We start from the raw sequence: 22,130 nt of genomic DNA, 5'->3' as shown, positions 1-22,130 counted from the left end.
GGGGATTATACCCAGCGCAGAATCACTGCACAGTGTTGCCAACTCCAGGTCTTGGCGCTGAACTACACTAAATGGTGGTAGTCTCATCCGCCATCACGGCCATTCATTGCCGCAGTTTGTTTGTCCGAAGGAAGCCTCCATGCAAGATCTGAAACCCAAACCCCCGGCCACAGCTGGGGAAGCACTTGGTCACCCAAAAGGCCTCTTCCTGTTGTTCGGCACCGAGATGTGGGAACGCCTGAGTTACTACGGGATGCGGGGCATCTTCGTCTTCTACCTGACGTCCGCAACAACCGCGGCGGTATTCGGCTGGGAGCAGTTGTCCGACGTGGAGCTGCAGTCCAAGGCGCTCAGTTATCTGGGCTGGTATGCCATGCTGGTTTACCTGACACCGATACTCGGCGGCTGGATGGCGGACAATGTCTGGGGCCAGCGCCGCTGTATCATGGTCGGTGGCACTCTGATGATGCTGGGCCAGTTCGCGCTGGCTTTTCCCCACGCCTGGCTGCCCGATGGCCGCGAGATCTATCTGTTGTGGCTGGGGCTGGCACTGATGATTCTCGGCAATGGCTTCTTCAAACCCAACATCTCCACCATGGTGGGCGACCTCTACGAGGAGGGTGACAAGCGGCGGGACACGGCTTTTACCATTTTCTACATGGGTATTAACCTGGGCTCCATCCTGGGCTACCTGGTGATCGGCTGGATCGGCGAGAAGGTCAACTACCAGCTGGCATTTTTCGTCGCCGGCCTGGGCATGGCGCTGGGCCTGTTGCTGCAGATGACCCAGGCAAACCGTCTGTTGGGCGCGGTGGGCACCAAGCCCTCGGCCAAGCTGGGGCTGCAACAGAACCTGGAGGACAGACACGCACCCCTGACGCCGGAAGAGCGGGACCGCATCAAAGTGATCCTGATTCTCGGAATCTTCACGGTGATTTTCTGGGCCGGATTCGAACAGGCCGCTGGCTCCATGAACCTGTTCGCCAAGTACAACACGGATCTCAACGTCATGGGCTGGGAGATTCCCGCCAGCTGGCTACAGATGGTCAATCCGCTATTCATCATCATTCTGGCACCAGTGATCGCCAGTATCTGGATAGGACTTGGGGACCGGGAACCCAACTCGCCAGCCAAGTTCAGCTTTGGTCTGATCTTCCTCGGTTTGGGTTTTGTGTTCATGGTGGGGGCGGCGCTGCAGATAGGTCCTGCGGAAACCACCAAGGCCAGCCTTTGGTGGCTGGTACTGGCCTATATCTTTCACACTATTGGCGAACTCTGCCTGTCGCCCATAGGCCTGTCGATGGTTACCAAACTGTCGCCTCTCCGCTACCTGTCGCTGATGATGGGATTGTGGTTCGCCTTTATTGGTATCGCCAACAAAGGCGCCGCGGAAATAGGCAAGCTGGTGGGCGAGGCAGGTCCACTGGCCACCTTTGGTGGCGTAGCGATCGCGGCGATCGGTGCCGGTATCATTCTGTTTCTGATCCGCGAGAAGCTGGTGGACTGGATGCACGGCGCAGAGGAAGCCCATGCAGAGTTTGGCCCCACCGCGCAGGAGGAAATCGCCATCACCGCCGATCACGACGGCACCCCCCCAAAACACTTCAGTGGCAACCAGTGAACACTGGTTCAGCATGCTGTTGATGAAACTATTTTTGACAGCCAAGCTGGACAGGGATGTTCGGGCCAATAATCAAGCGTGCGAGTGTTGGATTTGTAGTAGAGCGGCTGTGCATTTGTGCGGCACAGGTCGAGCAAAGGCTTTTTCAACAAACTGGCGGGAGCTGCCGAGGTATCAGCGGCCTTTTACCAGGCGGGCAATAGCGCGGTCCAAACCTTCCGGGGTCATGGGATACATGTGACCACCGACCAGGCGTTGTGTCAGGCCGATGCTGGCCGTGAGGGGCCAGTACTCCTCCGCAACCGGATTCAGCCATACCAGATTGCCGTAGGTGCCGGTCACTCTCTCCATCCAGGCCGCACCCGCTTCTTCATTCATGTGTTCGGCGCTGCCGTAACGGCTGGTGATCTCATAGGGCGCCATTGAGGCATCGCCGACGAATATCACCTTGTAATCCCTGCTGTAGGTACGCAGCACCTCCGGCAAAGACACTGTCTCCCGGTGACGGCGCTGGTTATCCCGCCACACATGCTCGTAAATAAAATTGTGGAAATAAAAATAATCCAGATGCTTGAACTCTGAGCGACAGGCGGAAAACAGCTCCTCACACACCCGCACATAGGGATCCATGGATCCACCGACATCGAAAAAAATCAGTACTTTGATGGCATTGTGACGCTCCGGCACCATACGGATATCCAACAGCCCCCCATTGCGCGCGGTGGCGGAAATGGTGTCGCTCAGATCCAGTTCCTGCGCCGCACCCGTGCGGGCGAACTTGCGCAACTTGCGCAGTGCCACCTGGATATTGCGGCTGCCCAGAGCGACTTTGTCATCCAGATTACGGAACTGGCGCCGCTGCCAGACCTTTACCGCCGAGCGGTTGCGGCTACTTCCGCCGACGCGGATACCCCCGGGGTGGTAGCCGCTGTTGCCAAAAGGACTGGTGCCGGCAGTGCCGACCCAGCGGTTGCCGCCACTGTGGCGTTTTTGCTGCTGTTTCAGCCTCTGTTGAAATTCCTCCAGCAGTTTTTCCAGCCCGCCCAGACTGTTTATCCCGGCCTTGTCCTCTTCACTGAGCTGGTTTAGAAACTCGGCCCGTAACCAGTCCTCGGGAATCAGCTGTTCGACGATATCATCCAGGCTTTCCAGGTCCCTGAAATAGGTATCGAATGCGCGGTCAAACTTGTCAAAGTGTTTTTCGTCTTTGACCAGGCAGGTACGGGCCAGGAAATAAAAGTCCTCTACATCGGCAAACACCAATCGCTGCTGCAAAGCCCCCAGCAGTGCCAATAGCTCGGTAATGGACACGGGCAGTTGATAGCGCCGCAGGTTGAGGAAAAATCCGATCAGCATGGCGGTACCGCTCAGCGGCTTTCCCTGCGCACCATAAATGCGAGACGCTCCAGCATATGGACGTCCTGCTCATTCTTCAGCAGGGCACCACACAAGGGGGGTATCGCATTGCTGTTGTCGCGATTCTTCAATACCTCCTCGGGAATATCATCCGCCAGCAGCAGTTTCAACCAGTCGATCAGTTCGGATGTAGACGGTTTTTTCTTGAGCCCGGGAACCTCCCGCAACTGGAAGAAAATATCCATCGCCTCGTTCACCAATTGCTGCTTGATGCCCGGATAGTGCACTTCCACGATTTGTCGCATAGCGTCCCTGTGGGGAAAGCTGATGTAGTGAAAGAAACAGCGGCGCAGGAATGCGTCCGGAAGTTCTTTTTCATTGTTGGAGGTGATAATTACGATGGGGCGCTGCCGGGCGGTTACCGTCTGGCCGGTTTCGTATACAAAAAATTCCATACGGTCCAGTTCCACCAACAGGTCGTTGGGAAACTCGATATCCGCCTTGTCAATCTCATCAATCAGCAACACCACCCGCTCATCCGCGGTGAATGCCTCCCAGAGTTTGCCGCGTTTAATGTAATTGCCGATGTCCTGTACGCGCTCGACACCCAACTGGGAGTCGCGCAGCCGCGACACCGCATCGTATTCGTAAAGCCCCTGCTGGGCTTTGGTGGTGGACTTGATATGCCACTGCACCAGTTTCAGGCCCAGGCTGCGCGCCACCTCTCCCGCCAACAGGGTCTTGCCGGTTCCGGGCTCCCCCTTGATCAACAGGGGACGCTGCAAGGTAACTGCAGCATTGACGGCCATCTGCAAATCGTCAGTAGCAACGTAACTGTCGGTGCCGGTAAATTTCATCTTGGCTTCCATCCTGCAGTTTCACTGATAGCGAGGATGGTATAGGAGGCGGGGCACAGATCAATGACAAATTGGCGACGAAGGCTTGCCCATAAACAGCATGGGGTGCGGGTTCAGTTGCTGACCCGGTTGGCGACCGGCTGGGCACTGCGACGGTAGAGGACCTGGCGCCCCTTGTCGGTGATATACCAGCGGATACCCAGGTGACTGTGGATTTTGCCCACCATTTCCAGCACCAGCAGGCTGTTGAGGGCACGGGCGCCGGAATTGGTTTCCATTCCCCCCTCCCGCACCATACCGGGAAGGGAGCGGAACACACAGTCACCGCCGTTCAGCAGGCGCAGGACATGGAGGGCATTGTCGTCCAGCTTGCGGATCTGGTTGAAGTCGAGCGCAGGCCCGGAATCCGGGTCGCCCTCGATTTCATGCTCCAGCAGGGGCACCATCTCCAACTGCAGGGTGCGCAGTTCCCGCTCCAGATTCTCAACCCGGGCCCTGGCAATACTGGCGTCACGCAGCTGCCGGCGGGCGGCGTGAAACACAAATACGCGGGAGGCAATAGCCGCCAGCAGACAGTATCCGGTAAACAACAGCAGGCGAGAGGGGTCACCCTGAATCTCCAGCAACAGATCGCTGCGGGTGAATTTGAGTAAAACCGGCACCATCAGAGCGCCGCAGAGTCCCATGATCAGGCATCGGGCCAGGCCGGCCGGATCCTCCTCGGTAAACAGCATCTGGTAGTAGTTCACCAGGCCGCCCAGAGTCCCTGATACCAGCATCACCGCGGTCAAGATAAGCAGGTGGTCGAGCATCCGTGTTCCTTTGCCGTGCACTGCCAGAAGATGTATTGGCGCGTTTTTCTATTTTAGTCCAGGCTGCGCAAGGGGTGTGCTCAGCTTTATAGATATAGCAGCTGACACAGCCAATAGAGACCAGGCAAAGCAAAAACGGCGCCTTTGCGCCGTCACAGACACACAGCGCTAACGGACGTTTAGGTAGGGATCCTCGTCGCGCTCGCGTCTGCGCGCGCGGAGGCGACGGATGAGCACAAGGCCCAGGCCCGACAGGATAACCAGCAAGGCTGCACCGCCACTGGCGATTACCAGGCTGGCGGTTACTTCCGGGGTTGCCCCATTCTGATCAAACAGGGTTTGATAGACGAACAGCGGCAACACCGGCATCACAGGGGTATCCGGTTCCCCCCAGCGGGTCGGTGCGAGCAGGGCGGCGGCGGTGACCGCCAGTATCAGCCAGCGCAGCCAGGCCCAGCTCCAGTTGCGCATAAACCACCAGCCCGCCAGTAATAACACCAGTGTTCCAGCACTATAAACCATCCAGGCGAATCTGAATTCTTCGGCCATATCCTATTTCGCTGTTTTATTGTTCATCATCACCCACCCAGGTGATCAGGTGTTGTTCTAAATCTTCCGGGTGCACCAGGTCTTCACTGACGACACAGCCGCGCACCGATATCCCGGCCTGGTGCACGGACTCCGGACTTCCGGAAACCAGCGGATGCCAGTCTGCCAACTGACGGCCCTCCGCCAGAGTGCGATAGGCACAGGTTGCTGGCAGCCAGTCCAGAGCCGCCAGATCCCGCCCCTGTAGTTGGATGCAGTCCGGCACCCTTTGTCTTCGGTGGGCATAGTCACCACACTGGCAGCTGTGGGTATCGAGCAGCCGGCATGCCACATTGGTGGTGTAAACCTGCCCACTGTCCTCATCCTCAAGCCGGTGTACGCAGCAGCGTCCGCAGCCATCGCACAGCGACTCCCACTCCGCCCCGGTCATCTGCTGCAGCGATTTGCGCTGCCAAAAAGGTTTCTGCTGCATCAGCTCGCTCAGTGTTGCAACTTGCTGTTCTGCACCGCAATAGCACTCATTGCACTGTCCGCTTGCGGGGGCATCTGCAGGTAAAAACCCCGTTGTGCGATTTCATCCAGTACCTTGCCGGCATCGGCGCGGGCCAGCGGCTTTTCCGCTGTGAGCAATAGTGTCATCACATGCCGGGGCTGTCCAAACAGCGCGAGCAATTGATCCGGCACCCGGGACATACCATCACGCTTGGCGACGTAAAGATACATTTCACTCTCACAGGCACTGCGGTAGATGTCACAAATCATCGTCACTGCGCCCCTTCACTGCGCAACTTTTCCAGCAGTTGTAACAGCCGCTCACCAATCACCTCCGCGCGCCAGCCACGCAAGCGCCCCTCCAGTTTTGGCTGCGGGGCCTGCACCAGATGTTCCAGTTCTTTGCGCCGCACCAGTATCTCCGCCGGCAGACCACACTGGTCAGCCACTAGCGCCACCATTTGTCGCAGCTGTTTGAGGTCTTCCCCCTCAAGCCGATTCAACGGCTGCGGCAGGCTGGGTGGCGCATCTGCACGCTTGGAAGCCTGTGCAACAATCTGCAACAGCTGGTCGCCGTATTCCCGCAGGGCCCGGCCCTCGATCCCCACCTGGGCCAACGCAGCGCTGTGCCGCGGCAAGCCCTGCGCGATGGCGATACAGACACTTTCTTTCAACAGGTGATTGCGCGGCAGATCCCGCCGGCGCGCCTCCCTTTCCCGCCAGGCACAGATCTCCTGTAGCACTGCCAGATTCCCACCGCGCAGGCGCCAGGCACCTTTAACCTTCCAATAATAAGATTCGGGGGCGGTGGGGCTCTTAGCCGCGGTCACCAGTGCCGCACAATCCTCCTGCAGCCACTGGAGACGGTCCTTTGCACAAAGGCGCTGCAGCAGTACCTCATAAACCGCCGGCAACCAGGCCACATCCAGAGCGGCATAATTTTTTTGCGCTTCACTCAGCGGCCGCCGCAGCCAGTCGGACCGGGTCTCACTCTTGGGCAATTCAATACCGAGGGTTGCTTTAACCGTGGCAGCGTAACCCAGCCCGGCCTCCATGCCGGCAATGGCTGCAGCAATCTGGGTATCGAAAATCGGCGCCGGCACTGTGTCCAGCAGCCGCTGCAAGGTCTCGAAATCCTCGCTGCAGCTGTGCATGATTTTGGTCACGCCAGTATCCTGCAACAGATCCCGCAGCGGCTGCAAATCATCCACGGCCAGATTGTCGATCAGATAACTGCGCTCACCATCGCCCACCTGTACCAGGGCAGGCTGCGGGAAAAAAGTGCGGCTGCGCATAAACTCTGTGTCCAGCGCCACCATCGCCTGCGCGCGCCAACGCCGGCAAAGCTCCGCAAGCTCGGGTCCACTCTCAACCCAGATGGGCCTGGTATCCACGTTCGACATCTGACCCTCAGCTGCCAAAAAATTCAGTGCGGCTACTGAAGGCGTGGGCGAGGGTACCGCCGTCGATATACTCCAGCTCTCCACCCAGGGGGACGCCGTGGGCAATGCGACTGACTGCCACTCCACTGGCCCTGGCGCGGTCGGCAATCAACTGCGCAGTGGCCTCACCCTCCACCGTTGGGTTGGTGGCGACAATCAGTTCCTGCAGCGGCTCTTCATCCAGACGCCGCTGCAGCAGATCGATACCGAGATCCCCGGGGCCTACGCCGTCGATGGGAGACAGGTGGCCATGCAACACAAAGTAGCGCCCGTGATAGTTGCCCGCCTGTTCGATAGCAAATACATCGGCGGGGGTCTCAACGACACAAAGGAATTTCCCATCGCGCCGACTGCTGTCACAAAGCGCGCAGATTTCCCGCTCAGTGAGCGTGCGGCAACGGCTGCAACGGCCAACTTTCTGTACCGCCTGTTCAAGGGCGCGCACCAGTGTATCGGCCGCGTGCCGGTCTTTATCCAGCAGGTGCATCGCCATGCGTTGCGCCGACTTGGGGCCGATACCGGGCAAGCAACGCAATGCGCGGATTAGGTCTTCAACCAGGGGACTAAACATAGAAACTATTTTTGCCAGCAACAATCATCAAAACGGAAACTTGAAACCTTCGGGCAGGTTGATACCTGCGGCGAGACCACCCAATTGCTGTTGCTGCAGTTCCCGACTCTTTTCCTCCACGCGGCGCACGGCATCGTTGACCGCCGCCGCCAAGAGGTCCTCGAGCATTTCCTTGTCTTCGCCCATCAGGCCGGGATCGATCTCCACTGCTATGACGTCATGGCGGCCGTTCATGGCCACCTTGACCATACCGGCACCCGCCTCTCCCTGCAGGCGCAGCTCGTCGAGCTGCCGCTGCATCTGCTGCATTTTTTCCTGCATGTCGGCCTGCATTTGCTGGGCCTGTTGCATCAAATTGCCCAAACCTTTCATTCGCTTTGCTCACTTTCCAGTTCACTGAGATATTCCACCGAGTCGGGCAGCAGTTCCGCCCCCAGCTCGTCCCGCAACTCCCGCACCAAGGCGTCCCGGGACAGCGCATCCCGCGCTGCCACCATCTTCGCTTCGCGGGTTGCCGCGGCTATACTCGCGGGGGTTCCGCCGTGCACCTGGCCAACCTGAATCTGGACGCTGACCGGTTGCTGGAAGAAGTCGCTCAACACATCCGCGAGGCGGCGCTGGTGCACCTCGTCGTAAAGGCTGCTGTAGGACTCATCCAGGGTAAAGGCAATTATATTGTCCCGGCGCCCCACCAGCTCGAGGTGAAACGCAATCGAGTGCAGTATGCCGGCAATACCCAGCTGGCCGTATAGCGCGGGCCAACTGCCGGGGGTGAGGGCTTCCAGGCGCGCGCGCGCAGCCTTGTTGCCCGGCATATGCGCTGCCGCGGGCTGTTGCGTGGAAGTGGCCGGAGCCGCCTGCACCGCGGCCACCTGAGCCCTGAGCTGTTCGCGATGCGCCGCACGGGTATCGGTCGCAGCCTCCACCAGCTCCGCTGCCGGCGCAGGCACAGCGCCCTCGTCGGCCGCCGCCAGCGGCTCCCGCTGTGGCGGTTTTGTGACGGGCATATTAGATCTGGACGCCTGTACCGCGCCGCTCTCTGAGGCAGTCGGAGAGATCGGGCCTGCCTCCCCCTGTACCGCTTCTACACCGGCCGTCCCCCGGGAAGCCTCGGCGGGGGTCTGAGCCTCAATCTCCGACTTCCCGGACGATGGCCGACCTTCCCCGGGGGGAGGCTTCACCTGCCCGTCCGGCAGTCGGGCTGTAGGAATATCGGTCACACCCTGCGGGCGGAACGCCAGCATGCGCAACAGGGCCATTTCAAAGCCACTGCGTGGATCCGGGGCCAGTGGCAGGTCCCGGCGCGCGAGCAGTGCCATCTGATAATAGAGTTGTACGTTTTCCGGCGCCAGCCGCGCTGCGTATTCCCCTAACCGTTCGCCGTCACCAAACGCGTTGTCAGCGGACTCCGGCAGTACCTGGGCCACGGCGATACGGTGCAGATTGTTTGCCAGTTCCGCCAGTGCGGCGCTGTAATCCGGCGCCTGCTGCGCCAGCTCCCCCACCGCCGCGAACAGCGAGGGGGCACTTTCGTCCGCCAGCGCCTGTAACAGCTTCCACACCAGGCCCGAATCGATGCTGCCCAGCATCGCGCCCACCTCCGCCGCGGCGATCTTGCCCCCGCCGAAAGCGATGGCCTGATCGGTGAGACTCAAGGCATCGCGCATACTGCCGTTGGCGGCGCGCCCCAGGAGCCACAGGGCCGCTTCCTCGAAGGGCACCATTTCCTGCTCCAGCACAAAGCGCAGGTGTTCGACCACCCGCTCCGGGCTCATATTCTTCAGGTTGAACTGCAGACAGCGGGACAATACCGTAACCGGCAGTTTTTTCGGGTCGGTGGTAGCGAGCAGAAACTTAACGTGTGGTGGGGGCTCCTCCAGGGTTTTCAACAGCGCATTAAATGAGCTGTTGGAAAGCATGTGTACCTCGTCGATGAGATAGACTTTGTAGCGCCCCCTGGTCGGTGCATACTGGACGTTTTCCAGCAGTTCACGGGTGTCTTCCACCTTGGTGCGCGACGCCGCATCCACTTCGATCAGATCAACGAACCGGCCGTCGGCGATCTCTGTACAGGCGGCGCACTGCCCGCAGGGTTCGGAGCTGACACCAGTCTCGCAGTTCAGGCACTTGGCCAGGATCCGGGCGATGGTGGTCTTACCCACCCCACGGGTACCGGCAAACAGATAGGCGTGGTGCATACGGCCTTTGTCCAGGGCATTGATCAGCGCCTGTAACACATGCTCCTGCCCCACCATCTCGCGAAACAACCGCGGCCGCCACTTGCGCGCCAGTACTTGATAGCTCATCCGCTCTCCAGCGCCCCAAGCGCCCTGCCCTATAGATATTCCAAGCGCCTGTAGCGCTGTGGCCATTATAACGGTATCGAAACACTGGAACACAGCTGCGGGTAACCCCCGCGGATTCGTCGACAACCCCGTGGCTATGTTATAAATATGTGCCAACTCGCAGACGACAGCCAAAAATAAGGCGCGAAGCAGGGGACCCCAGCCACTGATGAACAAAGCCCGGAAGACGCTACTGGAGCAGCTGTTTGCCGACCACGGCCAGGCGGTAGTGCGCTTCGTGACCCGGATTGTCCGCAACAGCGAAGATGCCGAAGACATTGCCCAGCACGCCTACCTGCGCCTGCAAAGACTCAGCAGCGAAAAGGAGTTGGACAACCCGCGCGCCTATCTCTACCAGATCGCCAACAATCTCGCTGTGGACCAGTTGCGGCGCGGCAAGCTGCATATGGAATATGTCAGCCAGCAGTTGCCGGCAGAGGGGGAGACTGTCGATGAAAGCCACGCGCACCACCAGTCCCCGGAGCGGGTGCTCGCCGCCCGCCAGCAGTTGCAATCCATTCACGACGCCATGGACAGCCTGCCGGTAAAATGCCGCCAGGCCTTTCTCCTGCACCGGGTGCGGGGTTTTTCCTACACCGAAATAGCCCAGGAGATGAACGTATCAGTCAGCAGTGTGGAGAAATATATTCTTCAGGCACTCAAAATATGCAGACGAAAAGTCGAGTCAGACAGGTAAGGCGGAAGCTGGTTCCCGCTGAACCCCTGTGCAGAGGGGAAAGTCTTATTTTTGCGAGCCAGCGCACTAACCGGGTGCAAACTGATACCGAAATATGCGAAAACTCGATTGAGGGGTAGCCGGATTCAGCCGTCTCATTCTCGAAAAGCGGCTATTTGCGCACAGAAATGAGGCGGCTGGAAACAGGAAGCACCAAGTATTGGTACAAATATACAGATTTATTGCGCTATTTTGGATCCAAACAGAGATTCGAATAGATAGAGACGCCAGATTAGCATTTTCAACTTACAATGCGTCACAGTGGGGACTCCCCTGAACGCCGAGATAGTCAACCAATTCAGTTAGCAAGGTAATAAGGGTGAACACACAGGGCCAGCCAGCAGCGGTGAGCGAGGAGAGTCTCGATCAGGCTTGTACCTGGATCGCGCGCCTGCGCTCGGATACCGTCAGTCGGGCCGACCGCAAGGCGTTCGCCCGCTGGATGCAGACTGAGGAAAACCATCTGGCATTTGACCAGATGGCCGAACTCTGGGGTGATCTCGGAGTCCTCTCCCAGATGCCGGTGGAACAATTGTTCCCGGAGTCCTTCACTTCGATATCCCGGCCAGCGCCGCGGGAGATAGCCGCACCCTCGAGGCCAAACCCTGTACATAGCCTGAACCCTACCCACTGGTTGATGGGAGGGGGCTTGGTGGCTGCCTGCCTGGTTGTCACACTGTGGGCCGGTGGCCTCTGGTTCGACGGTGGCGACCCGGAGAAACAGATCTATATCACCCGACTCGGGGAGACAAAGACAGTCACCCTGGCCGATGGCTCGCAGGTCCAGCTGAACACCAATTCCGAACTTCACGTAGCCTTCAGCCGCGCAGAACGACACACTGAGCTGCTGCGTGGCGAAGCCTTTTTCGACGTGGTGCGGCAGACATCCCGCCCCTTCACTGTTGCGGCGGGTCGGGCCAATATCCGTGTACTGGGTACAGAATTCAATGTGGAGCGCAATTTCAACAACGCCAGGGTTTCTGTCACCAGTGGTACCGTTGCGGTGACCGAGGCCCGCACTGCCAGTGGTCTGCAGCCGGAGTCCGTAAAGCTCCAGCGCAACCAGAAAGTGAGCGTTTCTACCCGCGGCCTGAGTGATGTCAGCCCAACTTCAGCAGACGAGGCGCTCGACTGGACCCGGGGCGTCCTGGTGTTTGACAACACGGCATTGAGTGACGCGCTGGAAGAGCTGAACCGCTATCTGTCAGTGCCCGCCGCGGCCGACCAAAGCATTCGGGACCGAGCCATTTCCGGAACCTTCGAACTCTCCAACCCGGACAACGCCCTCAAGGCCATCGCAGCAGCCCTGGATCTGCGGCTGGATCACAGCAACCCCCACCAGACTCTCTTGTCTCCCAAGCCTAACTGAGATATAAGTAAGGCCCGGGCGTTTATTTAATAGACAATAGATCCTTTATCCTGCCCCAAATACCAGGCAACATACATTAAGAAGAAATATGTCAGGTAGGGGGTGCTCCGGCAGGTGTTGCGAGCGAAACAGGCACAGAATTGACGAAACAACTTCGGGCACTACTCGTGCTGGCCAGCCTTGGCACGCTTCCCGAGGGCGCCATTGGCGCCTGCCCGGAAGCCGAAATCAAGCTGCCTGCGGGCAAATTGTCCAAGTCCCTTATCGAGCTCGGCCGCCGGTGCCAGGTCTCTGTCTTGGTCAGAGCTTCGGCGGCCAATGGCCACCGCATACCAGCGCAAACCCTGTCCACCGATGGTGGCGACTTCGAAACCGTGCTGCGACAGCTGCTGGCCAACACACCCTTTAGTTACCAGTTTTCCGGCCCCACCGCCGTCGCCGTATTCCCGCGCCCCAGCGAGCCGCCGCAGGACAGGGAAGTGCTCCCGACCGTTGAGACCGAAGAGGTCACGGTAAGGGGAAGCCGCACCGGTACCCACCTGCGCCACCCCCATCTGGATGAGTATGCGCCGATTGACCTGCTTACCCGGGAGGAACTGGAGCTCACCGGTGCACAGACCCTGGCAGAATTGCTCAAATTCCTGCCGGCCATATCGGGCAACTCCACCAGCACGGCGGTCAACCACAACTACAATGGCACCGCCACTGCAATGCTGCGGGGACTGCCGGCCAGCAATACCCTGGTGCTGCTCAACGGGCGCCGCATTATCAGCAACGACTTTGACAGCGGGGGCCCGGATCTGAACAGTATCCCCCTGTCCATGGTGGACCGTATAGAGATTCTCAAGGATGTGGCCTCTGCGGTGTACGGCTCCGACGCCGTCGCGGGGGTGGTGAATATCATTCCACGCAACGATTTCGAAGGTTTGTCCGTCAATACATACTACGGCTCGGCGGAGGCGGGAGACCAGAAAACCAAATCCCACCATATTACCTGGGGAACAACCGGGGATCGCGGGCATGTGATGGTCAACCTGGCCCAGTACCGCCGGGGAGGGATACTGAGCCGGGACCGCAACCGTTCCGCCTCTGCCGACAGCCGACTAATGGGCGGCGAAGACCGTCGCTCACCGGCTACCCCAAATGGCTTTATTGCCCTGGGCGACCTATTGATATTGACCGCCACCAACGACAACGGCTCCCATAACGACATCGACAACGACTCCCAGAACGACATCATCGCCGACGGCCCCGACGACAGCAGTAGCAGTAGCAACAACTACCGCCGCTGGACCCAGGAAGATCTCTACGACTACCGCCAGGACACCACGGCACTGGTGCCCGCCGGGCAGAAGTCCGCCTATGTGGAAGCTAATCTAGACCTCAGTAACGGTACCCTGTTCTTTATCGATGCCATGGCCGTTCGCACCGAGTCCGAATTCGCGGCGGCGCCAACCCCGGTCTTCACCCGATTCGATAACGGAGACCTGACCCTGGCCGCCGATAACATCTACAATCCATTTGGCATTGATATCACCGATATCCGCAAGCGTGTGCTCGAACTGGGACCGCGCGAGCAACAAAACCACACGGATAACTGGCGCCTTAATTCGGGCCTGAAAGGCGCCTGGGATGACTGGCAGTGGGATCTGGCGCTTTCACTCCACTATACGGGCACTTCCGAACGCATCACCAATCTGATCGATCCGAACCGCTTGGTACGCGGGCTCAAAGGCCCCGATATCTGTTCCGAACAGAGCGGCTGTATCCCGGTCAACCTGGTAGGCCCGCCCGGCTCAATAGACCGGGCCCAACTGGGCTACATCCGTGGCGAAAGCCGGACGGAAGGCTCCTCGCGCATGGGCGCTCTGACCTTTGTCGCCAACGGTGCCCTGGGAAGTTACAGCGCCGGCGATATCCCCGCAGCACTGGGGATCGAAGTGCGTCGCGAGGCGATTGACCTCGAGTCCAGTGACGCCTTGGGCCTGTCTTATATCGGCAGCAGCGCTTCCGGCTCCGCGTTGGGCCACCGGATAATCGGCGAGATTTTCACCGAAGTATCCCTGCCGCTGTTATCCGAGCGCCTGTGGCTGGACACTGCGGTGCGCGTTTCTGATTACAGCGACTTCGGCAATACCACCAACCCGAAATTTGCCCTGCGCTGGCGACCACATCCGTCGGTCATGATCCGCGCCAGTTATGCCAGCGGCTTCAGGGCGCCCACGCTGCTGGACATGCACCAGCGAGGCTACCAGAGCCAGGAATTTCTGTTCGACCCCTGTACCCGCACCGACAGCGGGCAGCTGCCCGGTTGTCGGGGTCGCGCCGACACTACCCGTATACAGTACCTGACCACCTTTGGTGGCAACAGAGAGCTGCAACCGGAAACCTCCGATAACCGCTCGCTGGGGTTGCATTGGGCTCCGCAATCCCTGCCCGGTTTCAGTGCCACCCTGGATATTTTTGACATTCGCCAGAACGATGTAATCGATACCAGCCCCCAGTATCTCATTGACCAGAACGCCTATAACGGCCTGTTTACCGACCGTGTGCTGCGGGACGAGGGCGGTGACATTATTGAGGTGCTGGCAACCCGGCTGAACATTGGTGCACGGGAGGTGCGCGGCGCCGATCTGGCACTGCGTTACGGGTTTGAATCGGGGAAACTCGGTCAGCTTCGCTGGGCCCTGAACGCCGGCCGCATGCATCACTATTTGAACCAGGCGGTACCGGGCGAGGCATTTGAGGACCTGGCCGGAACTTTCGCTGACAACTCCAGCGGCGGTGCCGGCTCCCTGCCCCACTGGAAAGCCAACACAGGCCTCTACTGGAAGAAGGACCGCTGGGAAGGCGGCTATACCATCCACTATGTAGGAGAACTGAGGGAATCCTTTACCCTTGAGGGCAGCGCAGTGACACGCCAGATCGACAACTGGTTCAGTCACGACCTGCAACTTGCCTACTCCCTGCCCCAAAAAGGCTGGCGCTTCTCACTCGGCGTAGACAACCTGCTGGATGAGGAGCCTCCCTTTGCCGCCAAGGCGTTCAGCAACAACTTTGACAGCCGGACCTACGACCTCAGCGGGCGCTACTGGTACGGCACCATCTCCTTCACTCTATAGGCGCCGGCCCAATGGGCGCCGAACACATCCCGCCACCTGCAACGCAAGCCCCACCGCTTCGCGCCACAGAAAATCAAACTTAAGCGCCAAAGACGTGCCGCTTTTCGCATTTTGCCCACCTTGTAGAAAAAATGTTCTAGTGTTTTAGCAAGCCTCTGTTGATAGTGGTTCGCAGTTGTCAGGGAGGGCTCAGCCATATCCGGCGTTCGGAACCGGTATCAGGAGAGGTATATCATGGACAGATCCCGTTTATCCCGGGCAATAAAGGGCACTATTGCGGTCACGGCCGTTTCCACCAGTTTTATCACCACATCATTTGCACAGGAAGTGGAAGAGGTGGTCGTTACTGGTACCCGTATCCAACGCCCCACCGACGCCAACAGTGCCACCCCCATCAGCGTTTTCGACGCCGCCGCCCTTGAGGCTTCAGGCCAGACCACACTGGAGGATTTCCTGCAGGAAATACCCTCAATGACCGGCGGTCAATTGGGCGCCTCGGTGAACAATGGCAACCCCGGGCTCGCCACTGTATCCCTACGGGGCCTGGGCTCGTCGCGCACACTCATTCTTTTAAATGGGCGCCGCCTGAGCTCGTCCGGGTCAGCCACGGGCGTGGTGGACCTGAACACCATACCCACCACCGCCATTGAGCGGATAGAAGTACTGCGCGACGGCGCCTCCACCATTTACGGCTCTGACGCCATCGCCGGGGTGATCAACATTATCACCAAGCAGAATTTCGAGGGTGCAGAGGTGTTTTTCGACGCCGGCACTGCGGAGAAGGGGGACGGCAATGAATATCTCGCAGCCTGGACTTTTGGCGCATCCTCCGACGATGGCCATGCGATGTTCAACGTCCAGTACACCAAGCGCGAGGATATTTTCCAGGGCGACCGCCGCTTTTCCAACTGTCCAATATTTGAATCCCGAGGGGCCGTATTCTGCGGCGGCAGTGGTACCACCACACCCGCACAGTTTTTCTCCGACAGCTTTGATGGCTTTATCCTGGACCCAAATACCGGGCAGTTGCGCCCTTTCAATCCGGTAACGGATTCTTTCAATTTTGCCGAGGTCAGCTATCTGGTCACTCCCCAGGAAGTTGTCACCTTCTACGGTTACGGCGAGCATGAACTGTGGGACTGGGAGGATTTCAGCACTTTTGGCACCTTCGGCGAGATACTCTTCGCCAACCGCCAGTCGGATCAGCTGTTGGCCGCGGAGGGAACCTTCTTCACGCCCGTCGCACCTGCCGACAACCCCGGCAACCCCACCGGAGAGGATGCCACCATCTTCCGACGCCTCTCGGAGACCGGCGGCCGCTTCTTTACCCAGGACGTGAATACCTGGCGCGGCGTAGTGGGTTTCGAGGGAGAATTCTGCAACGAATGGAGCTGGGACATCTCCTACAACTACTCCCGCTGGGTGGATGCTCAGATCGACCGCGGCCGTGCCAATCCCGGTCGTTTCGATTTGCTGCTGGACCCGGTCGCCTGTGCCGCCGACCCGGAATGTGCCGCGGCGGTTGACGAGGCGGGTGTCACCGCCTGGGATCCCTTCCGGCCGGATACCTTTACCCAACCCCTACAGGACTATGCCCTGGTGGTGAACTCCCCGGTGGAGAAATCGAGCCTGAACATCATCCAGGCAAACCTGGTCGGTGACTTTGGCGGCTTTACCATGCGCAATGCCAACGAGCCCTTCCAGTGGGCCGCCGGCTACGAGCGACGCCGCGAGACCACCGAAACCACTGCGGATGGTGCAGCCTCACTTGGGCAGATTTACTTCGTGTCCGGCGAGGACTGGAGTGGCGCCTATAAAGTGGACGAATTCTACGGCGAGGTCCGGCTGCCATTGATCGAGGGTTGCGAATGGGCCGATCTGCTGGCCGTGGAAGCCTCCTTCCGCTATTCCGACTATGACACCATCGGCGACGACACCACCTTTGCCGCAGTGATCGACTATGCCCCCATCGAGCAGTTGCGCTTTCGCGCCACATACTCGGAGGGGTTTCGTGCCCCGGGCCTGGATGATTTGTTCCTGCCCCCCACCCAGTCCGCGGAAACCTACACCGACCCCTGTATCAACTGGGGCCAAAGCAGCAACCCGATTTTACGCGCCAACTGTGCCGCCGACGGGCTGCCAGAGGACTTCGAACTGGGCAGCTCCCAGGCCACCGGCCTGTTCGGCGGCAATGAAGACCTGGAGGAAGAGACATCCGACAGTTGGACGGTGGGTATCGTATGGACACCCACCTTCGTCGAGGACCTGAGCTTCACGCTCGACTATTTCGATATCAGTATCGATGATGCCATTGGTACATTTAACACCAACACCATCGCCCGCACCTGCTATAACAGTCCAAACTTCAGTTCCCCCTCCTGCGACCTGATTACAGGGGCCCAGGCGGTGGGAGTGAGGCCGCTGCCCACCAGTCCGCGACGTGCCATCGACGGTACCATCGCCGGGCAACTGTTGAACGCCCAGAATATCGCCACCTTCGAAACCTCCGGGGTAGACCTGGGCATGGACTACAGTACAGATCTGGGTCCCGGGGTATTTACCTTCAGCGGTTCCGCCACCTGGCTGGATGAGTGGAAATACCAGGCCAGTGAATTCGAACCCACGGTGGACCTAGCCGGACACTTTGGCGTCGATCCGGTGACTACCCGTATCGCCGCATTTCCGGACTGGAAGTTGTGGACCAGTTTCGACTATGAGTACGACTGCTGGGCCGCCACCGCCATTGTGCGTATGGAGGGCAAGGTTGACGATATTGCCCCCGGGGAATTCGACCTCTCCACCCATGTGGACAACACCTGGTATACAGACCTCAACTTCCGCTACTTCCGCTGGGAGGGCATCACCCTATCCGGTGGTATCCGCAACGCTTTCAATCAGCAGCCGCCGTATGTCACCAACTACGACGACATGAACACCCTGCCACTCAACTATGACACAGTGGGTCGCTACTTCTACGGCAGAGTACAGTTCGAGTTTTAGCCCTCTCGCACTGCTCCTCAATCTGGGGAGCAGTCGCCTCCCCACACCAGATATTGCGGTGGCCTTACTATTAGTAACCTCTGAAGTCAGTAACTCTCAATGGGTCACAAAGAACACATTATTTGAGTTAGCTTAGACCCCGTACCTCACCGCTGAAGCGAATGTCCCAAAGCCTGCCCAGGCTACTGTATACTCTAAAATCATCGACTTATAGCAAAATATCTCCCTTACGCTCACCAATTGCAGCAAAAAAATCCGCGCTGGTGACACCTTTAGCCATGCCACTACCCACAGTACAACCATAGAGAGCGCTTTTCTTGGTTTTCCAGCTGTTTGCGCAACCTCTTCTTCAGTAACAACCTTGGTTACCGACAAGACTGCCGTAACGAATCAGTTTCAATGACGAGCTTTGCTCGTAGGGCCTTATGGGTAAACTTTCCGTTAAAAGGCACGGCGCGCGACCTCTGCCAAGGGAGATACTCTGGCTACCCACACAGCTGATACACCGACTGGAATTTGTATCACCCCCACTGAGAAGAGTCGACCGACCAACACCTTGTGTCTAGGCTCTTATGACCGACAAACCGCATGAATCTTCGTAACCCACACTACCTTTTACCTCCCATCCCAAGTACTGCTCTTAAGGGGCAACTGCTCGCTTTTCAACCAGTCATCAAATACCAAAACTGCCTCAACCGGCATTTAGGAATAATGTCCAGATTTCTTTGAGGGGTTTTCCCCGCCATCCGTCCTTAATTGTGTTGGGAGGGAAGTGGCCACTTGGGGGTAGCTGCTTCCGATCACCGCCATTCGTGGCAACACACTATAAATCCAACGATTAAGAGAGGATTTACAATGAAAAAGAACCTCCTGTCCGCAGCCGTGAAGGGCGCTCTGGGCCTTTCCGCAGCTGCGATCATGGTTCCCGCTATGCCCGCTTTTGCGCAGGAAGATGCACAATTGGTGGAAGAGGTCATAGTAACCGGTTCCCGTATTAAGCGTGCCGATCTTGAAAGCTCCAGCCCTGTAACCGTTCTGACTGCGGAAGAAATGCAGGCGACCGGCATCACTGACGTAGGCGACTTACTGCAGCGTCTGCCCGCCATGTCTGGCTCACCGATTGGCACCACTACAAACAACGGCGGCAACGGCTCCGTGCAGGTTGACCTGCGCGGTCTGGGGCCCATCCGCACACTGACCCTGGTGAACGGTAAGCGCACCGTGGACGGCGGCGATTACCAGACCATCCCCGCAGTAATGATCGAGCGCGTTGAAATCCTGAAGGATGGCGCTTCTGCAACTTACGGTGCCGACGCTGTTGCCGGCGTGGTAAACATCATCACCAAAAAGAACTTTAACGGCGTAAAACTGGAAATCCAGAATTCGGACTCCTTTGAAACCGATGCCGGCGCCCAGGACAGCGTCAGCTTTATCGCCGGCAAGTCTTTCGATGGCGGCAATGTCACCTTCGGTGCGGAATATGTGAAACAGGAGGAGATTTACCAGACCGATACTCCCTGGGACTTCTTCCAGAATTCTTACTTTATATACCCAGATGCAGCGGGCTTTGAACGCGAGGGCCCCACTGGAGGCTTTGCAATTGGCTCCTCCCGTATTCCCGAAGGCCGCCTGACTTCCGGCGAGTTGGTACAGCGTCTGAACGCGGACGGTGACCCGCTTTTTCTGGATTCCGAGGGTGCCACCACCACTACCAACACCGGTAATCCAGCGTTTAGAAATCGGATATGGATGAATCCGGGTAACGGCCTAACAGAATTCGACGGTCGCACCTACAACTATGCGCCTGTTAACTATATTCAGACACCCTACGAGCGTATAAACGTCTTCACCGAGGCGAACTTCGATATCACTGACAATGTTCAGTTCTACTCCGAGTTCCGTGCTAACCTGCGCAGCTCTTCCCAGGAGCTGGCGCCACAGCCCTACAATTCACCGACTGACCCAGGTTATAATGGCTCTTACATCCCGATCGACCCGCTCACAGGTGATCCGTTGCGTGAGGTCAATGTCGGCACTGCGGCTGAACCCGACTATGTGTACACTGACGACCAAGCCCTTGGCAGGGTCGTTAACCCCATCTCCTTCTCCGGTATCTCCGTAGACAACTTCTACAACACCCTTGGCCACCCGGTGACTGACGCTCGCCGCCGTATTGTTGAGACCTCGCGCCGTTTCGAACAGGAAGTACTCCAGTTCCAGGCAGTTGCCGGCCTCACAGGAAGTTTCGCAGAGTGGGACTGGGAAGTTTCCTACAATAAGGGCTTCCGCGAACGCACCGACCAGGACTTTGGCCAGTTTTTCGGCCCCAACCTGCGCAATGCACTGGGCCCGTCTGCCGACCTCGACGGCGACGGAACTCCGGAATGTTATACAGATGTTAGCGACTCCAGCACACTGATCCCAGGCTGTGTCCCCCTTGACCTGTTCAGTGGTGCCGGTGGTATTACAGACGAAATGCTCTCCTATGTGGGCATCGTTGCGGTGGATGCCTTTACAACCGATCAGGATCAGTTTAACGCCTCCATTGCCGGCGAGCTGTTCCAGTTGCCGGCTGGTCCACTGGGCGCTGCATTCGGTTACGAGTATCGCCGCGAACATTTTGTCAGCGCACCGGACTCGAGCAAGGTACTGGGTGAAATTACCGGCAACACCGGCGCTGGCACCGAAGGCGGCTATACCACCAACTCTCTGTTCGCCGAATTCTTGGCGCCGCTGTATGACAACGGCACTCAGAGCATAGATGTATCACTAGGCCTGCGCTGGGATGACTACAGCACTTTTGGCAACGATACGGTTTACCAACTGGGGCTGGAAGCACAAATTGCCGATGGCCTGAGGTTCCGTGCCACCCAGGGTCAAGTTTTCCGCGCCCCAAGCATTAGTGAACTGTTTGCCGGCCAGGTGGATGCATTCCCACAGTACAGTGACCCCTGTGGGCCCAACGATTTTTCCAGCTCTCCCTTCTGTGACCGTGTTGCTCCACAACAGCTCGACACTCAGGTGTTAGCCCGCCAGGGTGGTAACCCGGACCTCGAGGCTGAGACTGGTGACACTTTCACTGCTGGTTTCGTAATCACTCCGGAACTGCCGTTCGGTGATCTATCTATCACTCTGGACTACTGGCAGACAGAGATGGATAACCTGATCTCCTCTTTGGGTGTTCAGTTCATTCTGGATGACTGCTACCAATCCGGCAACGCCAGCGCCTGTGATCTGGTAACCCGCCGTGCGGACTACAGTGTTGCACAGATTCTGGATGCCTCCCTCAACGTCGCCTCACTAACTGCCAAAGGTGTCGATGTCGAAGCCCGCTATGGCTTTGACACTGACTTCGGTCGTTTTGAGACCTCGCTGTTGTGGGTGCGCCAGCTGGAAAACAGCCGCGTCGCCTTTCCTGGCGACGAAGTTGAAGAGCAGGTTGGTACCATGTCTGAAAACGGTGATGTCTACGCCGAGGATAAAGCCAACTACTCCATCAACTGGTACTGGAATGACTTGAGTGTCTCCTATCTGGGAGAGTACATCGGTGAAATCGAAGCCCCTGCCAGCTTTATCGACTACACTCAGCAGATTGATGCTCAGCTCTACCACGACTTGGCAGCAGCTTACACCTTCCCAACTAACACTCGCGTGTCTCTGGGTGTAACCAACCTGACCAATGAAGAGCCTCCGTACATCGACTTCGGCTTCAATGCAAGTACCGACCCGTCGACTTACCGCCTCTTTGGCCGCTCCTACTACTTGCGTGTTTCTCAGGAATTCTAATTCCGGGAATCATACAAGCTGGTAACATCCTATAAGGATAGGAAACCCACACTCCGGTGTGGGTTTTTTTGT

Annotated in this window: 16 protein-coding genes; 6 read left to right on the top strand and 10 right to left on the bottom strand. The window is 58.2% G+C overall.

Annotated features, from left to right (window positions below):
* The first annotated feature begins 139 nt into the window (after positions 1 to 139).
* A complete protein-coding gene (locus tag ABVT36_RS09235; RefSeq protein WP_368456305.1) occupies positions 140 to 1,621 on the top strand; it encodes a peptide MFS transporter in 1,482 nt (493 codons plus the stop codon).
* Positions 1,622 to 1,795: 174 nt separating this feature from the next.
* On the opposite strand, the gene ABVT36_RS09230 is transcribed toward ABVT36_RS09235, so the two are convergent.
* From ABVT36_RS09230 to dnaX, 10 genes are all read right to left on the bottom strand, one after another.
* Positions 1,796 to 2,977 (bottom strand): VWA domain-containing protein, encoded by a 1,182-nt coding sequence (locus ABVT36_RS09230; protein WP_368456304.1) that lies wholly within the window; start codon positions 2,975 to 2,977, stop codon positions 1,796 to 1,798.
* An 11-nt stretch (positions 2,978 to 2,988) separates the two neighbouring features.
* On the bottom strand, positions 2,989 to 3,834 hold the full coding sequence (locus ABVT36_RS09225; RefSeq protein ID WP_368456303.1) for an AAA family ATPase: 846 nt from the start codon (positions 3,832 to 3,834) through the stop codon (positions 2,989 to 2,991).
* Positions 3,835 to 3,947: 113 nt separating this feature from the next.
* Positions 3,948 to 4,646 carry a YEATS-associated helix-containing protein gene (locus ABVT36_RS09220; RefSeq protein ID WP_368456302.1) on the bottom strand — a complete coding sequence of 233 codons (699 nt, stop codon included), beginning with the start codon at positions 4,644 to 4,646 and terminating at the stop codon, positions 3,948 to 3,950.
* Positions 4,647 to 4,814: 168 nt separating this feature from the next.
* Positions 4,815 to 5,195, bottom strand: a complete 381-nt coding sequence (locus ABVT36_RS09215; protein ID WP_368456301.1) for a hypothetical protein — start codon at positions 5,193 to 5,195, stop codon at positions 4,815 to 4,817.
* Between the two features lie 16 nt (positions 5,196 to 5,211).
* On the bottom strand, positions 5,212 to 5,667 hold the full coding sequence (locus ABVT36_RS09210; protein WP_367150731.1) for a YcgN family cysteine cluster protein: 456 nt from the start codon (positions 5,665 to 5,667) through the stop codon (positions 5,212 to 5,214).
* Positions 5,668 to 5,675: 8 nt separating this feature from the next.
* A complete protein-coding gene (locus ABVT36_RS09205) occupies positions 5,676 to 5,957 on the bottom strand; it encodes a YcgL domain-containing protein (protein WP_367150765.1) in 282 nt (93 codons plus the stop codon).
* Positions 5,958 to 5,959: 2 nt separating this feature from the next.
* The gene (gene rnd / locus ABVT36_RS09200) at positions 5,960 to 7,090 is read right to left on the bottom strand and encodes a ribonuclease D (RefSeq protein ID WP_368456300.1); all 1,131 of its coding nucleotides are present in this window, start codon (positions 7,088 to 7,090) and stop codon (positions 5,960 to 5,962) included.
* A gap of 7 nt (positions 7,091 to 7,097) precedes the next feature.
* Positions 7,098 to 7,700, bottom strand: coding sequence for a recombination mediator RecR (recR, locus tag ABVT36_RS09195; protein WP_367150728.1), 603 nt, complete (start codon positions 7,698 to 7,700; stop codon positions 7,098 to 7,100).
* Positions 7,701 to 7,727: 27 nt separating this feature from the next.
* Complete coding sequence (locus ABVT36_RS09190; protein ID WP_368456299.1) at positions 7,728 to 8,072, bottom strand: YbaB/EbfC family nucleoid-associated protein; 345 nt, start codon at positions 8,070 to 8,072, stop codon at positions 7,728 to 7,730.
* On the bottom strand, positions 8,069 to 10,006 hold the full coding sequence (dnaX, locus tag ABVT36_RS09185; RefSeq protein WP_368456298.1) for a DNA polymerase III subunit gamma/tau: 1,938 nt from the start codon (positions 10,004 to 10,006) through the stop codon (positions 8,069 to 8,071). Before dnaX ends, ABVT36_RS09190 begins: the two co-directional genes overlap by 4 nt.
* 208 nt (positions 10,007 to 10,214) lie before the next feature.
* On the opposite strand from dnaX, the gene ABVT36_RS09180 reads away from it, so the two are divergent.
* The 5 genes from ABVT36_RS09180 (at position 10,215) to ABVT36_RS09160 (ending at position 22,058) form a co-directional block, all read left to right on the top strand.
* Entirely contained in the window at positions 10,215 to 10,742 is a 528-nt protein-coding gene (locus ABVT36_RS09180; protein ID WP_368456297.1) for an RNA polymerase sigma factor, read from the top strand.
* 358 nt (positions 10,743 to 11,100) lie between these two features.
* Positions 11,101 to 12,150, top strand: coding sequence for a FecR domain-containing protein (locus tag ABVT36_RS09175; protein ID WP_368456296.1), 1,050 nt, complete (start codon positions 11,101 to 11,103; stop codon positions 12,148 to 12,150).
* A gap of 140 nt (positions 12,151 to 12,290) precedes the next feature.
* Positions 12,291 to 15,272: a TonB-dependent receptor gene (locus tag ABVT36_RS09170; RefSeq protein ID WP_368456295.1), complete on the top strand. Its 2,982-nt coding sequence runs from the start codon at positions 12,291 to 12,293 to the stop codon at positions 15,270 to 15,272.
* Positions 15,273 to 15,506: 234 nt separating this feature from the next.
* Positions 15,507 to 18,272 carry a TonB-dependent receptor plug domain-containing protein gene (locus tag ABVT36_RS09165; RefSeq protein WP_368456294.1) on the top strand — a complete coding sequence of 922 codons (2,766 nt, stop codon included), beginning with the start codon at positions 15,507 to 15,509 and terminating at the stop codon, positions 18,270 to 18,272.
* Between the two features lie 855 nt (positions 18,273 to 19,127).
* Positions 19,128 to 22,058, top strand: coding sequence for a TonB-dependent receptor (locus ABVT36_RS09160; RefSeq protein WP_368456293.1), 2,931 nt, complete (start codon positions 19,128 to 19,130; stop codon positions 22,056 to 22,058).
* Positions 22,059 to 22,130 lie beyond the last annotated feature (72 nt).

It is taken from the genome of Microbulbifer sp. TYP-18, from assembly GCF_040932045.1.
In the GTDB taxonomy this organism is placed as follows: Bacteria; Pseudomonadota; Gammaproteobacteria; order Pseudomonadales; family Cellvibrionaceae; genus Microbulbifer.
The sequence above is the reverse complement of the archived record's forward strand: the minus strand, read 5'-3'. Positions and strand labels throughout refer to the sequence as shown.

What these genes read in the sequence shown, in the direction of transcription:
- ABVT36_RS09235 (WP_368456305.1), top strand. Translation starts at nt 140, where the DNA reads ATGCAAGATCTGAAACCCAAACCCCCGGCCACAGCTGGGGAAGCACTT.
- ABVT36_RS09230 (WP_368456304.1), bottom strand. Translation starts at nt 2,977, where the DNA reads ATGCTGATCGGATTTTTCCTCAACCTGCGGCGCTATCAACTGCCCGTG.
- ABVT36_RS09225 (WP_368456303.1), bottom strand. Translation starts at nt 3,834, where the DNA reads ATGAAATTTACCGGCACCGACAGTTACGTTGCTACTGACGATTTGCAG.
- ABVT36_RS09220 (WP_368456302.1), bottom strand. Translation starts at nt 4,646, where the DNA reads ATGCTCGACCACCTGCTTATCTTGACCGCGGTGATGCTGGTATCAGGG.
- ABVT36_RS09215 (WP_368456301.1), bottom strand. Translation starts at nt 5,195, where the DNA reads ATGGCCGAAGAATTCAGATTCGCCTGGATGGTTTATAGTGCTGGAACA.
- ABVT36_RS09210 (WP_367150731.1), bottom strand. Translation starts at nt 5,667, where the DNA reads ATGCAGCAGAAACCTTTTTGGCAGCGCAAATCGCTGCAGCAGATGACC.
- ABVT36_RS09205 (WP_367150765.1), bottom strand. Translation starts at nt 5,957, where the DNA reads ATGATTTGTGACATCTACCGCAGTGCCTGTGAGAGTGAAATGTATCTT.
- rnd (WP_368456300.1), bottom strand. Translation starts at nt 7,090, where the DNA reads ATGTCGAACGTGGATACCAGGCCCATCTGGGTTGAGAGTGGACCCGAG.
- recR (WP_367150728.1), bottom strand. Translation starts at nt 7,700, where the DNA reads ATGTTTAGTCCCCTGGTTGAAGACCTAATCCGCGCATTGCGTTGCTTG.
- ABVT36_RS09190 (WP_368456299.1), bottom strand. Translation starts at nt 8,072, where the DNA reads ATGAAAGGTTTGGGCAATTTGATGCAACAGGCCCAGCAAATGCAGGCC.
- dnaX (WP_368456298.1), bottom strand. Translation starts at nt 10,006, where the DNA reads ATGAGCTATCAAGTACTGGCGCGCAAGTGGCGGCCGCGGTTGTTTCGC.
- ABVT36_RS09180 (WP_368456297.1), top strand. Translation starts at nt 10,215, where the DNA reads ATGAACAAAGCCCGGAAGACGCTACTGGAGCAGCTGTTTGCCGACCAC.
- ABVT36_RS09165 (WP_368456294.1), top strand. Translation starts at nt 15,507, where the DNA reads ATGGACAGATCCCGTTTATCCCGGGCAATAAAGGGCACTATTGCGGTC.
- ABVT36_RS09160 (WP_368456293.1), top strand. Translation starts at nt 19,128, where the DNA reads ATGAAAAAGAACCTCCTGTCCGCAGCCGTGAAGGGCGCTCTGGGCCTT.